The organism is Desulfobacter postgatei 2ac9 (assembly GCF_000233695.2).
GTDB classification, from domain to species: Bacteria; Desulfobacterota; Desulfobacteria; order Desulfobacterales; family Desulfobacteraceae; genus Desulfobacter; species Desulfobacter postgatei.
The window spans coordinates 2,447,914-2,465,375 of the sequence record NZ_CM001488.1; the positions used below are offsets into that span (position 1 = coordinate 2,447,914).

Below are 17,462 nucleotides of genomic sequence, written 5' to 3' on the forward strand. Positions count from 1 at the left end.
ATGCCAAACCTTACTGATACATATGAACTGATTGTGGGCTTAGGCGCCTGTGGGCTTTCCATGGCCCGTTTTTTGCGTTCCCGTGGACACTGCGTGGCAGCCACGGATATTGACGGAACAAAGACAAGTGAAGCTGCGGCCTTAAAAAAACTGGGGATCCCGGTAAGAATCGGCAGCCATGGCCAGAAGATGTTTGACCAGGCGTCCGTAATTATCCCAAGCCCAGGCATTCCCTTAGACATGCCGTTCATCAAGTCTGCCCGGGACAAGGGCGTACCTGTAACAGGCGAGCTGGATATTTTTGCCCAGTACAACACCACGCCCGTGATCGCAATCACAGGCACCAACGGAAAAACCACCACCACGGAGCTGACGGCAGCCATGCTTGAGGCATCAGGAATTTCCTGCTTTGTCGGCGGGAATATCGGCACCCCCCTGGTGGAATATCTCATGCAGGAGACCCCAAAGGATGTTGTTGTCGCCGAAGTCTCCTCCTTCCAGCTTGATCTTGCGGATGCGTTCCGGCCGGATGTGGCAGCACTTCTCAATCTTGCCCAGGATCACCTGGACCGGTATCCGGATTTTGCGGCTTACGCCGATTCAAAATGGTCTGTTTTTAAAAATATGACTGCCCTGGATACTGCCGTGGTTAATGCCTCCATCAAAGATTTTTCAACACGGACCAAAACCATTTGCGCCGATATTCTTGAATTTTCATCCACCGGTCCTGTACCCCGGGGAGCAAGCGTTCACAAGATGGGAATCGACATCCGGCAAAAAAAAATCAGCGACACCCTTACAGCAGAAACCTTGGACAGGCTTCCCGGTATGCATAACAGGGAAAATGTTGCGGCAGCGGTCCTTGCGGCCCTGAGCTGCGGTGCCTCCATGGCAGGTATCAGACAGGCCTTAAATGCGTTTATCCTGTCAGAACATCGTATCGCCTTTGTCCGGGAGGTTGACGGCATACGTTTTTACAACGACTCCAAGGCTACCAATGTAGATGCCGTGCTTCGGGCCCTGGAATCCTTTGAATCCAATGTCATTCTCATTCTCGGCGGCAGGGAAAAGGGCCTGGATTTTGCCCCCCTGGTGCCTGAAGTGAAAACCCGGGCCAAAGCCGTTATCGGCATGGGCGAAGCTACCGGTCATGTTATGGAGACATTTGAAGGCATCTGCCCCGCATACGCCTGCAGGGACATGTTGTGCGCCGTTAACAAGGCAGTGTCTGTGGCAGGCAAAGGCGATGTGGTCCTTTTATCCCCGGCCTGCGCAAGTTTTGATCTTTATGCCAATTACCGGGAACGGGGAAAGGATTTTGCCCGCATTGTCAACGCGATAGTTCCGAAACAGGAGATATGCCATGGCTGATACCCTGCACATCGGCGAATACTTCCCGGGCCCTCTTCACCCTTTTTTCAGGGAAAAAACCATTCTTTTCCCGGTGCTTATTCTCACGGGAATCGGCCTGGTCATGGTGTATTCAGCCTCCTGCTCCATCTCCATGGATGAGCATAACACCTTGTTTTATTACCTGAAACGCCAGTCCATATTTCTGCTTGTCAGCTTTGTCATCATGTATATCACCGCTTCTTTGCCTTACAGATTATACAAAAGCATGGCTTATATCATCTTGTTTGCAGCCATCGGCCTTCTGGTTGCCGTGCTTATCCCGGCTTTCGGCATTAAGGCCAACAATGCGCGGCGCTGGCTTAATTTCGGGCTGTTCGCATTCCAGCCTGCAGAATTTGCCAAGCTTGCCATGATCCTTTTCATGGCCTACTCTCTGTCCAAAAAAGAGGAAATGGGAAAACTGAGGGAATTTTCCATTGGCGTTGTGCCCCATGCCGTGGTATTCGCCCTCATGGCCGTACTCATCTTGTGCCAGCCCGATTTCGGCACCATCGTGGTCATGGGGATGATCTGCTGGGGAATGATGTTCATTGCAGGCGTGCCCTTACTGCACCTGCTCAGCCCGTTGCCGCTGGTCATTCCTATGGCATATTTTCTGGTCGTCAAAGTCCGTTACCGGCTCGATCGGGTCCTCGGATTCATGGACCCCTGGAAAGATCCCCTCGACATCGGCTTCCAGCTCACCAACTCCCTTAAGGCCTTTGGATCGGGCGGTTTGTTCGGCAAAGGCGTAGGGCTTTCCATGCAGAAGATGCACTTTTTGCCTGAACCCCATACGGATTTTATTTTCTCCATCATTGGCGAGGAACTTGGCCTTGTCGGGGTGACGGCAATCCTGGCGCTTTACGGCCTCATCCTCCACACAGGCACCCGCATTGCCCGGCAGTCAGATACTTTTTTCGGGGCCGTAACCGCCACGGGCATCACCCTCTATTTAGGACTTCAGGTCATCATCAACACCGGCGTGACATTAGGCGTACTTCCCACCAAGGGTCTGACCCTGCCCTTTATTTCCTACGGCGGAACATCGCTGATCATCAATATGGCGGCCATGGGTATTTTAATGAACATAGGAGCATCGGCAAACCATGCCAAAAAATAGACATGTCATCATTGCCGGCGGGAAAACAGGGGGACATCTTTTCCCGGGCATTGCCGTAGCCCAGGCCCTGATGGAAAAAGACCCGTCCACAAAAATCCTTTTTGTGGGCACCAGCGCGCCTTTTGAAACAGACACCCTTGCGCGGTACGGATTTGCCCATAAATCAATTATTGCAAGGCCCATAAAGGGAAAAAACATCTTTGCAAAGGCCTGGTCCGCCAGTCTTGTGGGTATCAGCCTGTTCCAGGCCCTGGTGATCATTATTGCGTTCAGGACGGATTTCATTCTGGGCGTGGGCGGATTTTCATCCTTTGCCCTGGTGCTGGGCGGGCGCATCCTTTTCAGAGACACAGCCATCCACGAGCAGAATGCCTTTCCCGGCATGACCAACCGCATGCTGTCCAAAATTGCCCGGACCCGGTTTATCTCCTTTAAAGAGACAAAGGGTATGCCGGAAAATGAAACCACCTTGCTGGTCGGCAACCCGGTACGCCGACCTTTAAGCACGCCTCTTGAAAACATCAAGAGTGATGACAGTATCCTCAACCAAATCAACGCGGATGATTTTCTTATTCTTGTCACCGGCGGCAGCCAGGGTGCAGCCTCCATCAACAGGGCATTTACTGATGCCGCAGCAATGATGAAAGATACCCGTCAGCTTTTCATCATTCACCAGACCGGAAAAAACGCCGAGGCACAGATACAGCAATTTTATGCTACCGGGGATATCCGGCACAAGGCCGCAGCCTTTTTTTATGACATGCCGGCCATTCAGGACCGGGCAGACCTGGTTATCAGCCGGGCAGGCGCCGGCACGGTCTCGGAACTGTGCATCAAGGCAAAACCCGCCATCCTTGTCCCCTACCCCTATGCGGCAGACGATCACCAGACCGCAAACGCAAGATTCCTGGCCGACCAGGGTGCCTGCATCATGATTGCGGACAAAGACCTGACAGGCGAAACCTTATTGGCAGCCATTGAGGATCTGCAACACGATACGAATAAAAGATCCCGCATGGCAGACACCATGAAGGCGCTTGCCATGCCCCATGGCGCAGACCTGATTGCAGACCGTATTCTCGGGGGCAATATTTCAAAAAAGGAAAACAATGTATCAGCATGATTATCACATACACTTTGTAGGCATCGGCGGCATCGGCATGAGCGGCATTGCCGAGTTGCTGTTAAATCTTGGCTATACCATATCCGGGTCTGATCTCAAACTGTCCCACATCACAGACCGTCTCAAAGCCAAGGGTGCGGTGATTTACAAGGGTCATGCCAAGGAAAACATCACAGATGTCAATGTGATGGTGACCTCTTCGGCCATATCCTCCCAGAACCCGGAAGTGATCCGGGCAAAAGAGCTGGGCTGTCCCATCATTCCCCGGGCCGAAATGCTGGCCGAACTGATGCGCATCAAATATGCCATTGCCGTGGCAGGGGCCCATGGCAAAACCTCCACCACGGCCATGATATCCCAAATCCTTAATACCGCCGGCCTTGATCCGACGGTAATCATCGGCGGCCTGCTCCAGGGTCTGGACACCAATGCCCTGCATGGGTCAGGCGAATTTATTGTGGCCGAGGCAGATGAAAGCGACGGATCATTTCTTAAATATGCCCCCTCCATTGCAGCTGTGACCAACATTGACCTGGAACATCTCGACTTTTACAAGGATATCGAAGATATAAAGGATAAATTTGTCCAGTTTATCAACTCCGTGCCCTTTTACGGCCTTGCCATTCTATGTCTGGACAACCCCCATATCCAGGACATTCTGCCCAGGATCACGGTACGCTACATCACCTACGGCATGACAGCCCAGTCCGAACTGCAGGCACGACACATCCGGTTTGAAAACGGTAAATCCCTGTTCAACGTATTCAAGGGAAAACAGGACCTGGGCCATATTCTTTTAAACATCGGCGGCCAGCACAATATTCTCAATGCCATGGCCGGCATTGCCACGGGCCTGGAACTTAAGGTCCCCTTTGACACCATTAAAAAAGCGCTGGAGGAGATTAAAGGCGTTAAACGTCGCCTGGAGATCAAAGGGAAAACCAAGGGTATCACGGTGATGGATGATTACGGTCATCACCCCACAGAGATCAAGGCAACTTTGACGGCGGTCAGGGAGAGCTATCCGGACAAACGAATTATTGTATTGTTCCAGCCCCACAGATACACAAGGACAAAAGCGTTGTTCCAGGAATTCACCCGGGCCTTTTATCAGTCCGACGTACTCATTGTGCTGCCCATCTACGCGGCTTCGGAAGCCCCCATTGAGGGCGTGGACTCGGAAAAACTTGTGGCAGGTATCAAGGCCCATGGACACAAGGAAGCCTGCTTTGCCCCGGATTTCACCCAGGCACTATCCATCATCACCCATAAGGCAAAGCCGGGAGATATGGTGCTCACCCTAGGGGCCGGGGATGTATATACCCTTGGGGAAAAACTGGTGGAGATTTTGTAATACGGAGACTTTGCAACACATGGTGATAGGCGATGACATAAAAAAGATGTTCGCTTCCTTTGCGCCGGAAACGCACAAGGCCATGGACCGGTACACCAGTTTCAGGGTGGGCGGACCCGCGGATCTTCTGGTACTGCCGCAAAACATCGAACAGGTGATCTGCCTTGTTAAAACCGCAAAAAAAATTGAGCTGCCAATTACGATTATCGGCGGCGGCACCAATGTGCTTATATCCGACAAAGGAATCAGGGGGCTTGTGATGGTTCTCACCCGGTTGAAACAGGGAATTGAGCAAACCACACCGCTCATAAACACAGGCGGTGACTCACCGGACCGGATCTATTTGACAGCTCTTGCCGGAGAGTCTCTTGGTCATATTTGCAGATTCGCTGCTGACTCAGGCCTGGCCGGTCTGGCGTGGGCAGCCGGGATTCCAGGCACCATTGGCGGTGCCGTCATGATGAATGCAGGGGCCTTTGGCAGCGACATGAGCCAAATTGTAACACAAATCGAGGTATTGGACCTTACCACCTTGGAAACAGTGGTTCTCCCGAGAAACAGTCTTCACTTTTCCTACCGAAAACTTGCCCTTGAAAACAGTATTGTGCTCAAGGTCAAACTTGGGCTGACCAGGGCTGACGCCGAAACCGTCAAGGATGAATTTTACCGCAACCTTAAAACAAAACAATCTACCCAGCCGGTGTCCCAGGCATCTGCCGGGTGTTTTTTCAAAAATCCCCCGGGTTCTAAATCAGCAGGCTTTCTCATTGAGCAGGCCGGCATGAAAAAAGCCCGATGCAACGGGGCCATGGTCTCTGATCTGCACGCCAATTTCATTGTCAACCACGGCAACGCCTGCGCAAAAGATATCCTGGACCTGGCCGGCCAGGTAAAAAAAAGCGTATATGAAAAATTTGGGATTAACCTTAAAGAAGAGGTGAAAACCATTGGCAACTAAAAAAATCTCTCAAAACAGGTACAAAGTGCAGCCTAAAAAGGTCAGCGGCGCGGGCCTGGCAGCCACAGCGCCAGCTCAAAACAAGTACAAGGTCCAGGTTAAAAAGACCCGGAAACTTAAACCTTTTTTGAGAGACAAAGCCTTTTGGGGAAAAATTTTTCTTACTCTTTTTGTCGGTGCTATGAGTTTTGGCTGCATCTACATACACGATGCGCTTCTCCAGAGCCCGCCTTTTGATGTTAAAACCATTATGATTGATGGTCTTAACCGAGTGACCAGAGACGAGGTTCTGGCGCGGACAGGACTTGACAAGCCGGCCAATATTTTTGAACTGCAACCGGATATGCTTGAAAAAGAGCTGAATACCCATCCATGGATTCGCATCTCCACGGTGAAACGTCAGCTTTTATCAACCATTTCGATTAAAATTGAAGAGCAGGAACCCTTGGCCATCGTGACCATTGAAAACCTGGCAGACATTGTCATCAACGCCCAGGGAGCGCCCTTTAAGGAATATGAACCGGCCAAGGATAATCTAAAGGCGTTGCCGGTTATATCCGGGGTGGATTTAAGCCTGTCCAACAGTACTTACCTGTTTGAAGGCGAGTTGTTCAATGCAGTTATGGAAATTTTAAAAATAAAAGGGTTTGGACAGATCCAGACCATTTTCGGAGACGAAAATACCGGTATCCTCATAAACATATTAAACACACATCCGAATACAGGTTTCACAGAAAATCCCGGCGAAACGGAATCTGAAAACAAGACGGTTCTTCCGGTTAAACTCGGGTTTGACAGATTTGAAAAAAAACTTGCAAGGGCCAGGCAGATCCAACGCTATATGGAGACAAATTATCCGGATAAAACCATATCGGCCATAGATCTTTTCAGCCTGGAAAAGGTGTTTGTTACAACTGAGGATGCTGCCCAAAATACAATAGCAAAGGGGGTTTAACTTGCAGGGAAACGAAAATTTAATAGTGGGACTTGACATCGGTACCACCAAAATCTGCGCAGTCGTAGGTGAAATGTTTGACGATGAGATCAACATCATCGGTGTGGGCTCTCATCCCTCCACGGGGCTTCGCAAAGGATCCGTGGTCAACATAGAGTCCACGGTGGATTCTATTAAAAAGGCTGTGGAGGAAGCCGAACTTATGGCCGACTGCAATATATCTTCGGTTTTCGTGGGGATTGCAGGCAACCACATCAAAGGATTCAACAGCCATGGCATCATTGCCATCAAAGGCCGTGAAATCACCGAAATGGATGTGGAACGTGTCATTGACGCGGCCAAGGCGGTTGCCATTCCCCCGGACAGGGAAATTCTGCATGTAATTTCACAAGAATTTATTGTGGATGAAATGACCTCCATCCGCAACCCCGTGGGCATGACGGCTGTGCGGCTGGAAGCCAAAATCCATATTGTCACAGGTGCGGTCTCTGCAGCGCGCAACATTGTCAAGTGCTGCCAAAAGGCAGGGCTTGAGGTCTGCGATATAGCCCTTCAATCGCTGGCCTCGGGCTATGCGGTTCTCACCAATGAAGAAAAGGAACTTGGCTGCATCCTGGCCGATATAGGCGGCGGAACCACAGACCTGGCTCTGTTCAAGGACAACAATTTAAAATTCATTTACGAACTCACTGTCGGCGGCCAAAACCTGACCAACGATATTTCCGTAGGGCTTCGTACCCCCTTGCCCGAAGCGGAAAAAATTAAAAAAAGACACGGTACCTGCATACCGCAACATGTCAAGGCCCATGATGTCATTGATGTGCCTGCGGTGGGGGGCAGAGCACCCAAGCGTCTGCCCAAGACTATTCTTTCTGAAATCCTGGAACCCCGGGTGGAGGAGATCTTTTCCCTGCTGAAACAGGAGTTGTTTTCAAATGGACTTGAAAACAGCTTTCCTGCCGGATTTATACTCACCGGCGGCAGCGTTGTCATGGACGGCATTGCTGAAATGGCAGAATCCGTATTCAACGTACCCGTTCGTATTGGTCAAGCCAACCGTATTGGTGGACTCAAGGATATTGTTAGAAACCCCGCATACGCCACAGGCGTTGGACTTGTCATTTTCGGATCAAAAACAAGTTGCCGTATCCAGGAGGTCAAGTCCGATTCCAGTGGGATGCAGATGATTTTAAATAAAATGAAACAATGGTTTAAAAATATAATTTAAATCTTTCAAGGAGGTGGATATGACTTTTTCTTATGTGGAGAACAACAACACGGCAAAAATTAAGGTCATCGGTGTCGGCGGGGCCGGCGGCAACGCGGTCAACAATATGATTGATGCCAAACTTCAGGGAGTTAAATTCATTGCGGCCAACACCGATGCCCAGGCCCTTGAGCATTCCAGGGCGGAAATCAAAATTCAAATGGGCACCCAGCTTACCGAAGGCCTTGGAGCCGGTGCAGATCCAAATGTGGGCAAAGACGCTGCCTTGGAAAGCATGGAGGAGCTGCGTGAAGCACTTGCAGACAGCCATATGGTTTTTATTACCGCCGGATTCGGCGGTGGTACCGGTACAGGTGCCGCACCCGTGATTGCAGAAATATGCAAGGACCTTGGCATTCTTACGGTAGCGGTTGCTTCCAAACCCTTTTCCTTTGAGGGGAAGAAAAGGGAACGGGCAGCCCTGGACGGCTTAAAAAAACTGCAGGAAATTACGGACACCGTCATCATCATTCCCAATGATCGGCTTCGCGGCATTGCCGGCAAAGGAGCACGCATGAAGGACATGTTCATCAAAGCCGATGAAATTTTGCACCACTCCGTTAAAGGCATCACTGACCTGATCATGATGCCCGGTCACGTCAATCTGGACTTTGCCGACGTAAAAACCACCATGCAGAAAGCAGGCAAGGCGTTAATGGGTATTGGGATCGCCTCAGGGGAAAACCGGGCCACGGAAGCGGCTGAACGGGCCATTTCACATCCGCTGCTGGAAGATATCTCCGTATCCGGTGCCAAGGGCGTACTGATGAATATCACATCAAGTTCTGATCTGACCCTTGACGAAATGACCGAAGCCTGCGACCGCATCTATCAGGAAGTCGGTGACGATGCAGAAATCATCTGGGGCCAGACCTTTGACGAAGAGCTTGGCGATGAAATCCGCATCACCGTCATCGCCACAGGTATCGGTATGGAAGAGCCCGCATTTGCTGAAAATATGCGCAGATTTGACCCCAAAACAGCCCAGACCCAGCAGATGTCTGCGGCCAACGGCACATATGGCTCATACCGGGCCCAGGCCTATGGCCAGGGCGCACCCGAAATGGGACAGAGCATGCCTACCTGCCAGCAGGAACCCATTGCCAGGGGTGTTATAAGGGACGCCACAGAAGAGGATATGGCCAGCTGGGATGAACCGGTGCGTGTTGTTCCCCACAAACGCATGGTGGGGGATGACAACCAGGCCCAGGACTACGGCATGAATTATGACAATGACGATCTTGAGATTCCCACCTTCTTAAGACGCAAAGCCGATTAGTCAATGAAGAAGAGGCACCAAGCCTTGCGGGCCCCGGTCTTGTAAAAAACCGGGGACCAATTTTCATTTGAGAACGATCTTTTAATTCTTGATCGTATGTTTCGGGCAGCAGGCTTTCCCCTGTGGTCATCTGACCGACACCACATCCACCCTCTGGTAGCTGCAGGGGGACGCCTGCGGTCACAAAATAAATAAAAGAACTTGCATTTTATTAAAAATTCGTATATTTATAAACGTTTTATTTTTAGTTAATATTGATATACAGGGCTGGCAACGCCGGCCTTTTTTGCTTTTAAGGAAAACTATGCCCCATAAAAATCTAAAACAGACCGGGTTCGACGAAATGAACCTAAGCCCGGATGTTTTTGCGGTCTTACAGACCGTTGGCTATGAAATCCCGACACCGATCCAGACACTGACCATTCCTCGCATGATTGAGTGCAAAGACCTGTTGGGTCAGGCCAGGACCGGAACCGGAAAAACAGCCGCCTTTGCACTTCCGCTGCTTTCCCGCATCAATCTTGAAAACAAAAGACCCCAGGTTCTTGTGGTCACCCCGACCCGTGAGCTTGCCATCCAGGTGGCTCAGTCTTTCAATGACTATGGCGCAAAAATGAAGGGCCTTAACGTTCTGGCTGTATATGGTGGCCAAAGCTATAGTGTTCAGTTGAACCAGTTAAAACGGGGCGCACACGTGATCGTGGGGACACCGGGACGCCTCATGGACCATATGCGGCGTAAAACCCTCTGCCTTGCTGACCTTACAGGCCTGGTGCTGGATGAGGCGGACGAAATGCTGCAGATGGGATTTATTGATGATGTTGAATGGATTTTATCCCAAATACCACAACCTACCCAGATCGCACTTTTTTCCGCCACCATGCCGGCCCCCATCCAAAAAATTGCAGGCAAATACCTTAAAAATCCTGAAAAGGTTATTATCCGTCAGGAGTCAGATGTCACTAACACCATTCACCAAAAATTTTTAATGGTGAAAAATATAAATAAAAGTGATGCACTCGTCCGGATACTTGAAGCATCCTTCCATGATGGTGTCATCGTATTTACCAGAACCCGGAATGACACAATGACGTTGACAAAAATTTTGGAAGAAAAAGGATTCAAAACAGAAGCCCTGAACGGAGAGATTGCCCAGGCAGCCCGGGAACGGACGGTTAACCGATTGAAAAACGGAAGCATTGATATTCTTGTGGCCACGGATGTGGCGGCAAGGGGACTTGATGTTGACCGGATTTCTCACGTCATCAACTACGATATGCCTTCCAAAATCGACCCCTATATTCACAGAATCGGGAGGACCGGTCGGGCCGGACGAACCGGTGAAGCCATTCTATTTGTCCAGCCAAAAGAAAAATGGATGTTAAAACAGATCGAAAAAGCCACCCTCCGGAAGATTGAAGAGATAGCCCTGCCATCCAACAGGGAAATCAATGAAAAACGGATGGATGATTTTAAAAATAAAATTTATCAGACCATCGGCACCGAAGATCTATGCGTTTTTACGGATCTGGTGGAGTCGACTGCAAAAGAACAGGATATTTCGATTTCGCAGGTGGCGGCAGCCCTGGCAAAAATGCTCCAGGGAAACACACCGTTTCTGCCTGAAACGATGGCTCATAAATCTGCAGCTAAAAAAAAGGGAACAAAAGCCGAAATAAAAGCCAAATCACCAGTTGCACCAAAACAGAAGCAGACTCCTGCCCGGCTTACCCCCAATAAAATTGCGCCGACTGAAAAAGGGATGGAACGATATCGCATTGAAGTTGGTCACAAGCATGGGCTTAAACCCGGTGATGTCGTTGGCGCCATTTCAAACGAATCCGGTTTGGAAAGCAAGTTTATCGGTGCCATCAATATTGACTATGATTATTCTCTGGTGGACCTGCCTTTCGGCATGCCTAAAAACATCTTTAATCTGCTGAAAATGACCTGGGTAAAATCCCAAAAGATGTCAATTTCGAAATATGCTTGCTAAAAAGATATATGGACAGCCATGGCATTCGCCGGAACGACAGTATCTGCTGATCTCCGGTGATCATTCCATCTTTATGTTCTTCCCGTAACAGAAAATAGGGCCGGTCAAGTTTATTCATCAAGCAGGAATCAGGTCTTAAATTGTTAATTTTCGTTATCAAAATTTTATAATTAAAGACCTGATCCCAAGCGATACGCTTTCCACCCAACACGCTAAATGAGTCGACCACAACGCGCAGGAGCGTTTTCGTAAAAAGACCAAAGCCATGTGCTAAAAGCAACGCAGTGTTGTGGGTTGACTGTATGTGATTGTTAGCCTCGCAATATGAGTTGCCCTCCGACAACTTCTCGGGTTGGTATACTGGATCGATCAATGTCACCCTGCAATGTTAGAAAAAGATCTTTCGCAAATACAGCATCATCAAAATGCCAGGAGTGCGACCATGTACCAGATGCTTCACTCTCTTCTTCTTTAAGCGTAGACCAATATTCCCCAACATTCACAGACCCGGACGCCTGGTTTTCCTGCATCCGGGTCCTCGGTTATACTCGGTTTAGTGTAAGACATCTGTTTATGTAAAAATTCGAGGAAGGAGGCAGGTCTTGAATTGTCAGTTTTTCTTCGATATGAAAACCTTATAATTCAAGCTCTGACCACAAACTTATTTTTGTTTTGTTTTTCTTTTTCATATATTATGCCCCGGCTTTCACCGGGGCGGTTTGCTCTATCTTTCAGGTTCTATCCATTCAGTGTCATGTTCAAATTTTAGAGCCACGGGATCGCTGGAAGAATCGTTATCCTCACCCTCTAATATCCAGATACTACCGAATCCGTAACCAGCGTGTTCTGAAGCTTGTTTTTTTGCTTCAACCAAAGTTTTTGCGTTTGAAATAAAGGATACACCTGTATTATAAATGATTTTGTAAGGCATCTTTTCTCCTCCTTTTTTATTTTTGATCATGGCTTCATTCAGCCTGTTCATTTCCCCTTTTTTTGAAGCGAACCCTTCGCTTCAGCCGCGCTGCTTTTTTGCGTCAGCTGAAAGCGACTTGTGTACCGAACACGGCACATGTTCTTAAAAGTGAGTCAAATGTAATGGATTTCCAAACATTTGGCAAGTCTTAGACCCAGCCGGATGGAGGCGAAGGGGGTAGCGGTAGTGCAACGGCGTGCCGCTGAGGGTGCTTTGGGAGAAAGGTCTTGCTGAGACAAGGTACCGCGAAGGTACGGGATGAGGTACAGAAATCGAGTATTGGGTAAATTGTGGTGGTGAGTAAGCAGATGGCTTTTATGGGAGCAATGCGGCAGTGGTCGAAATTTGCATAGCATGACTCTTCCCACAATCAGATAAAATTCGGTGGGACAACCTACAACCGATTATATTAATACCAGCCGAACCGCCTTGATACGAGATCGCCGGGTGGTGTGGGAAAGCGCCTCAGAGATGGGGAGTCCTATCCCGATTATGCATCTTTTATTTGGACACTGTAATATAAATCTCCCAACAAACGAACCAATACAAACAACAGGTTATTTGTTATTGATATAGCCTTTTTCCGGGCACTTTTAAATGATGCATATTTTACCACCTCGCTCTCCAAATATTTCAAAAGATTAAGTTGAATTTTTGACTCAAGGCTTTGCTTAACAAACCTTTTCTGCAATTTCGTTCTAAACTTTTGATCCATTGGGATTTCTGCGGTAATAGATTTAAGTTCTGCATCAATTTTTGATAAATGGCCTAAGACGCAATCCTCCTCATTTTTTAATTCAGGAAGCCTGCCAAACACAGTATTGAAAACCCATATCACATCACAAGACAAATCCAGATATAAATTGGCCATATCCATATTAATCATGGCAATGCCATCTGATGGTTCACCGAAAATAAACTGATAAATAAAGCTTTATGACGTTGACACCCCCGTCATTTCGCAATGTATAATCTGCAGTCACATGGGACAATCCTCGCTCAAATGAATGGTCCAATCTTGCAATTTCATACCACGTCCCAGATATTTTTCTAAGTTGAAATTATTAACGGGTTTAATATTTTCAGGTATTCCAGTGCATCCAATCAGAAATGACACTCATTTTCTTGATTAATCAGTCTTTTTATCAGTATAACCTGGATTCCCGGCATAAAATTTGCTTAGCCAACCCTTGCGCTCTGATACATAAAAATCTGCTGAGGCTTGGCCTCTGCAAACCCTGACCCAAGATCATATTTGATGACTTATTGGCCAGCAATCTTAGCTAATCCATTTTTTTACTGAACTATACTTGATTACCCATGGTCAAATCACGCCAGATAGGCACAGTTCACCATTAGCGCTCTGCGCATAACTTCTCCATCCCGATTTTTTACCCAATAATGTGCTTATCCTGGAGAACAACGTAACCGGTACAATACGTTCTCAGCCAATTGGGCAAACGGGTTGATCTTACCAAATGAAATGCTCCACCGCCGACCACTATATATTAAACGGCCAGCCATATACATTAAATCCTGCATAACTGTTCTTAACCTCCTTCGTGAGACTTTTTTTCTACGGTTGATCGGAAGATTGTTCTCATCCTGCTCCTCAAGGCTAATTTGGCCTATGATTCTAAGAATGTTATACGCCAAAAGAGCAAGATGGAGAATCAGGCTGTTGCTGCTAAAACGGCAACTGGGGAAGCGTTCTAACCCAAGATCACTTTTGATTTCTGAATGAAATTGTTCACTGGTTCCATGATCATGGTATAAATTGATGACCTCTTGGGGGCTCAGCCCGGCGATGGTAACCCAATAGGTCTCGACTTCAATTGTGGGAAAAAGCAGGGGCTCCCCTTTTTCTTCATATCGTTCAGTCACTTTGAAGACAATCGGACGTGGCAATGCCCGCCCTTTTGGGTCAACAGTTGTTTGCCCGACCCACACACTTTTGTGTCCACAGCGAATCAATCTAACGCTTTCAGTATTCTGGGCCAGGATAAGCCAACCATCCAAAGATTCTTTACGTAAATTGCGCTTAACCAAGACATCAACACCTTCGCATGTTTTTATTACTTCAAAATTATCCTGACTGTCATTTCCTGAATCAAGACGGATAAGAAGAGGTTCCTGGGTAATCTGCCTGGTTAATTTTAATATTTCTTGAATGAATTCCGGGGTGTTTTTTTGACAATGCTGGCTGCCTTCTCTAAGCTCTACATTGATTAAGTATCCTTCAGTTCCTAAATATCCGAACATTGGTGCATAGCCATCACAGCCTTTGTATGTCCTGGAAACTCCCTCTTTTTCGTTTTTGAATTGTCAAAAGGGCTAACGTCCAGATCTAAGGGAATATAATTGCCGACACTCGTCTGAACCGGTGAAATGGCGGGTGCTTTGCCTCGAATCATTTCAACTGAAGCCTCCTTGATAAGTTCATTGGCAGATTCCCCGATCAGGTCAATGCGTTCACGCAATGTTGATTGAGAAGGACAATTGCTGATTCCCAGAGATTGTGTAAAGAAAAATGGATCCTGCCTGAAAATTTCAATAGCGATATAGTCTGGCTTACCAACACAAATAAGTCCCAACATGGACGAAAGGATCTCTCCATGAGAAATATTAGGATCAACACAATGTACATCCGGTAAATTTTTGAACCGCTGGGCAAAATTAATCGACTTAAGCAATGCACCTACAGGGAGCAATCCGCTTTGACTGACAAGGTTTTCATTTCCATGTTTTACATTGATAGTGGTCGGCATCGGTCTTCACCTCCGAAGTGAATGTTTTTTTAATGCCATTGTATTAATTTTATATTAAAATTTCAATATGTTATAATTAAAAAAGCAATCTTTATGCCGCTAACTCAGGTATAAGTAATTTACAAACAACTTTTCCATTTTTTGATTTCGGCAACAAATTATTTCAGGGGGGGCCCGGATGAATAACGTAAAACCTATTCTGGTGACAGGAGCAACCGGTTATGTTTCCGGGCGTCTTATCCCATTATTATTGGCGGACGGATACAAGGTGAAAGCCATGGGACGTTCGATCCCAAAGATGAAAGACCGACCATGGGGGCAGGATCAAAATGTAGAACTGGTTAAAGGAGATATTCAAGATGTAGAATCGCTGAAAAATGCGGCAAAAGGTTGTGGTACCGTTTATTATCTTGTCCACTCCATGATCTCCCAAAAAGGCAAATATCGAAATGCAGATAAAAACGGTGCAAGGAACATGGTTCAAGCCGCTACACAGGAAGGTGTAGATCATATTATATATTTAGGCGGCCTTGGAGACATAAACCATAAAAATATCAGCAAACATCTCATTTCCAGAAATGAAGTTGGTAAAATTTTTATGGAAAGCCCCGTTCCTGCAACTATACTCCGAGCCGCCATGATTCTGGGATCAGGCAGTGCCAGTTTTGAAATACTAAGATATCTTACTGAACGATTACCTATAATGATAACGCCCAAGTGGGTTAGCATGCCAACCCAGCCAATCTCAATAACCAACGTTTTAGGATATTTAAAAGGCTGTTTAGAGCATCCCGAAACAAAAGGAAAAATATTTGATATTGGTGGACCCGAGGTGATCACATACCGCGATTTATTCCGCCTCTTTGCCAAAGAGGCAAATTTACCTGCACCATTTATAATTCCGGTTCCTCTGTTAACGCCTAAATTCTCCTCACTTTGGATTCACCTTGTGACACCAGTGCCTGCCGCCATCGCACAACCCCTGGCAGAAGGATTAAGCTTACCCACTACCTGCACGGAAAACAGCATAACCCGGATTATTCCGCAAGATCTGATTTCGTGTTCTGAAGCAATTCGAAGGGCACTTGACCGGGTTCGTCAGGAGCAGGTCGACACCTGCTGGGCTGATGCCGGTGAAATCAAATACCCTGAATGGTCGTACTATGGAGATTCTGCCTACTCAGGAGGTACCATTCTTTCTTGCGGCTACCAGGCTACTGTAAAAGGAAGGCCAGGCAATTTATGGAAGTCTATTGAAAAAATTGGTGGTCGGACCGGGTATTACGGTGCGGATTTATTGTGGAAAGTTTACGGTATCATAGATATATTTACCGGAGGGGTTGGACTATCCCGCGGCCGCCGTTCCGAGAAGGAACTCAGGGTCGGGGATGCACTTGATTTTTGGAGAGTCCTTGAAATAGAAACCGAATCAAAGCTGATTTTATTGGCTGAAATGAAAATACCGGGCGAAGCGCTTTTAGAGATCAAAATGGAGGCTATGAACAATGATCTTTGTAACGTCAGTTTACTCGCACGTTTTTTGCCTAAAGGTTTAGTCGGACTTGTCTATTGGTATGCCCTGCATCCATTCCACCAATATGTATTCACGCAAATGTTGAAAGGGTTAGTAAACGCCTCTAATTCAAAATTTGTAAAAAAACCGAACAAATACTCTCCTGGTCCGGCAAATACATGTAGATTGTCAGATCAATAATGTTAAAACTCGATCATCGAGTAAAATGTATAGGATTATTATATGAGTGATGACACCCAACAGATATTAAAAAATATTGCGCAGCTATTTGAATCACAGAGCTTTGCTGTTCTTTCCACCCAGAAAAACGATCAGCCATATTCAAGCCTTGTTGCATTTGCTGTAAACCCTGATCTTAATTATTTTTATTTTCTAACCCCCAATACAACCCGTAAATACGACAATCTGAAAACAAATCCGAAAGTCTGTATTCTTGTTAACGACAGCCAAAATAATGCCGATGATGTTTACAATGCAGTTTCCGTTACCGGCACAGGTGTTGCGGAAACTATTGATAAATCAGTTGAGCAAAAAGCACTTGATTTATTCCTGAGAAAGCATCCTCATTTAAAAAATTTTTCCAAGGCACCTACCACAGCGTTCGTCCGTATCTCTATGAAGCGGTACTTTATGGTGAACCGATTTCAAAATGTCGTTGAAGTTAAGGTCAAACATGGGAATCAGATAACCGTTGACGGATACCTGGGCATCATCACCTGCCACACTGAAGATCTGTGAAT

At 47.2% G+C, this 17,462-nt stretch carries 16 protein-coding genes; 11 read left to right on the forward strand and 5 right to left on the reverse strand.

The window, feature by feature from the left end; genetic code table 11:
- From murD to DESPODRAFT_RS11235, 9 genes are all read left to right on the forward strand, one after another.
- Positions 1-1,371, forward strand: coding sequence for a UDP-N-acetylmuramoyl-L-alanine--D-glutamate ligase (gene murD / locus DESPODRAFT_RS11195; protein ID WP_004073616.1), 1,371 nt, complete (start codon positions 1-3; stop codon positions 1,369-1,371).
- Entirely contained in the window at positions 1,364-2,515 is a 1,152-nt protein-coding gene (ftsW, locus tag DESPODRAFT_RS11200; RefSeq protein WP_004073617.1) for a putative lipid II flippase FtsW, read from the forward strand. Before murD ends, ftsW begins: the two co-directional genes overlap by 8 nt.
- Positions 2,502-3,638, forward strand: a complete 1,137-nt coding sequence (murG, locus tag DESPODRAFT_RS11205) for an undecaprenyldiphospho-muramoylpentapeptide beta-N-acetylglucosaminyltransferase (RefSeq protein ID WP_004073618.1) — start codon at positions 2,502-2,504, stop codon at positions 3,636-3,638. The genes ftsW and murG overlap by 14 nt, the downstream gene beginning before the upstream one ends.
- Positions 3,625-4,992, forward strand: a complete 1,368-nt coding sequence (gene murC, locus DESPODRAFT_RS11210) for a UDP-N-acetylmuramate--L-alanine ligase (RefSeq protein ID WP_004073619.1) — start codon at positions 3,625-3,627, stop codon at positions 4,990-4,992. The genes murG and murC overlap by 14 nt, the downstream gene beginning before the upstream one ends.
- Before the next feature lie 19 nt (positions 4,993-5,011).
- Positions 5,012-5,950 (forward strand): UDP-N-acetylmuramate dehydrogenase, encoded by a 939-nt coding sequence (murB, locus tag DESPODRAFT_RS11215; RefSeq protein ID WP_004073620.1) that lies wholly within the window; start codon positions 5,012-5,014, stop codon positions 5,948-5,950.
- Positions 5,940-6,905 carry a cell division protein FtsQ/DivIB gene (locus DESPODRAFT_RS11220; RefSeq protein WP_004073621.1) on the forward strand — a complete coding sequence of 322 codons (966 nt, stop codon included), beginning with the start codon at positions 5,940-5,942 and terminating at the stop codon, positions 6,903-6,905. Before murB ends, DESPODRAFT_RS11220 begins: the two co-directional genes overlap by 11 nt.
- 1 nt (position 6,906) lies before the next feature.
- Positions 6,907-8,133, forward strand: a complete 1,227-nt coding sequence (gene ftsA / locus DESPODRAFT_RS11225) for a cell division protein FtsA (protein ID WP_004073622.1) — start codon at positions 6,907-6,909, stop codon at positions 8,131-8,133.
- Between the two features lie 19 nt (positions 8,134-8,152).
- The gene (ftsZ, locus tag DESPODRAFT_RS11230) at positions 8,153-9,451 is read left to right on the forward strand and encodes a cell division protein FtsZ (RefSeq protein WP_004073623.1); all 1,299 of its coding nucleotides are present in this window, start codon (positions 8,153-8,155) and stop codon (positions 9,449-9,451) included.
- Between the two features lie 304 nt (positions 9,452-9,755).
- On the forward strand, positions 9,756-11,447 hold the full coding sequence (locus tag DESPODRAFT_RS11235) for a DEAD/DEAH box helicase (RefSeq protein ID WP_004073624.1): 1,692 nt from the start codon (positions 9,756-9,758) through the stop codon (positions 11,445-11,447).
- Between the two features lie 724 nt (positions 11,448-12,171).
- Here the strand turns inward: DESPODRAFT_RS11235 and DESPODRAFT_RS11245 are convergent.
- From DESPODRAFT_RS11245 to DESPODRAFT_RS21095, 5 genes are all read right to left on the reverse strand, one after another.
- On the reverse strand, positions 12,172-12,429 hold the full coding sequence (locus DESPODRAFT_RS11245; protein WP_245531902.1) for a hypothetical protein: 258 nt from the start codon (positions 12,427-12,429) through the stop codon (positions 12,172-12,174).
- A 481-nt stretch (positions 12,430-12,910) separates the two neighbouring features.
- Positions 12,911-13,306 (reverse strand): hypothetical protein, encoded by a 396-nt coding sequence (locus DESPODRAFT_RS11250; protein WP_004073626.1) that lies wholly within the window; start codon positions 13,304-13,306, stop codon positions 12,911-12,913.
- 19 nt (positions 13,307-13,325) lie between these two features.
- Positions 13,326-13,436, reverse strand: a complete 111-nt coding sequence (locus DESPODRAFT_RS21975; RefSeq protein ID WP_337833555.1) for a hypothetical protein — start codon at positions 13,434-13,436, stop codon at positions 13,326-13,328.
- A gap of 391 nt (positions 13,437-13,827) precedes the next feature.
- Positions 13,828-14,682 (reverse strand): IS1380 family transposase, encoded by an 855-nt coding sequence (locus DESPODRAFT_RS21090; protein ID WP_052314677.1) that lies wholly within the window; start codon positions 14,680-14,682, stop codon positions 13,828-13,830.
- Positions 14,667-15,188: a hypothetical protein gene (locus DESPODRAFT_RS21095; RefSeq protein ID WP_052314674.1), complete on the reverse strand. Its 522-nt coding sequence runs from the start codon at positions 15,186-15,188 to the stop codon at positions 14,667-14,669. Before DESPODRAFT_RS21095 ends, DESPODRAFT_RS21090 begins: the two co-directional genes overlap by 16 nt.
- A 178-nt stretch (positions 15,189-15,366) precedes the next feature.
- Here DESPODRAFT_RS21095 and DESPODRAFT_RS11260 point away from each other — a divergent pair, with 178 nt between their 5' ends.
- Positions 15,367-16,902 (forward strand): SDR family oxidoreductase, encoded by a 1,536-nt coding sequence (locus DESPODRAFT_RS11260; protein ID WP_004073627.1) that lies wholly within the window; start codon positions 15,367-15,369, stop codon positions 16,900-16,902.
- A 42-nt stretch (positions 16,903-16,944) separates the two neighbouring features.
- A complete protein-coding gene (locus tag DESPODRAFT_RS11265) occupies positions 16,945-17,460 on the forward strand; it encodes a pyridoxamine 5'-phosphate oxidase family protein (protein WP_004073628.1) in 516 nt (171 codons plus the stop codon).
- Positions 17,461-17,462: the final 2 nt, after the last annotated feature.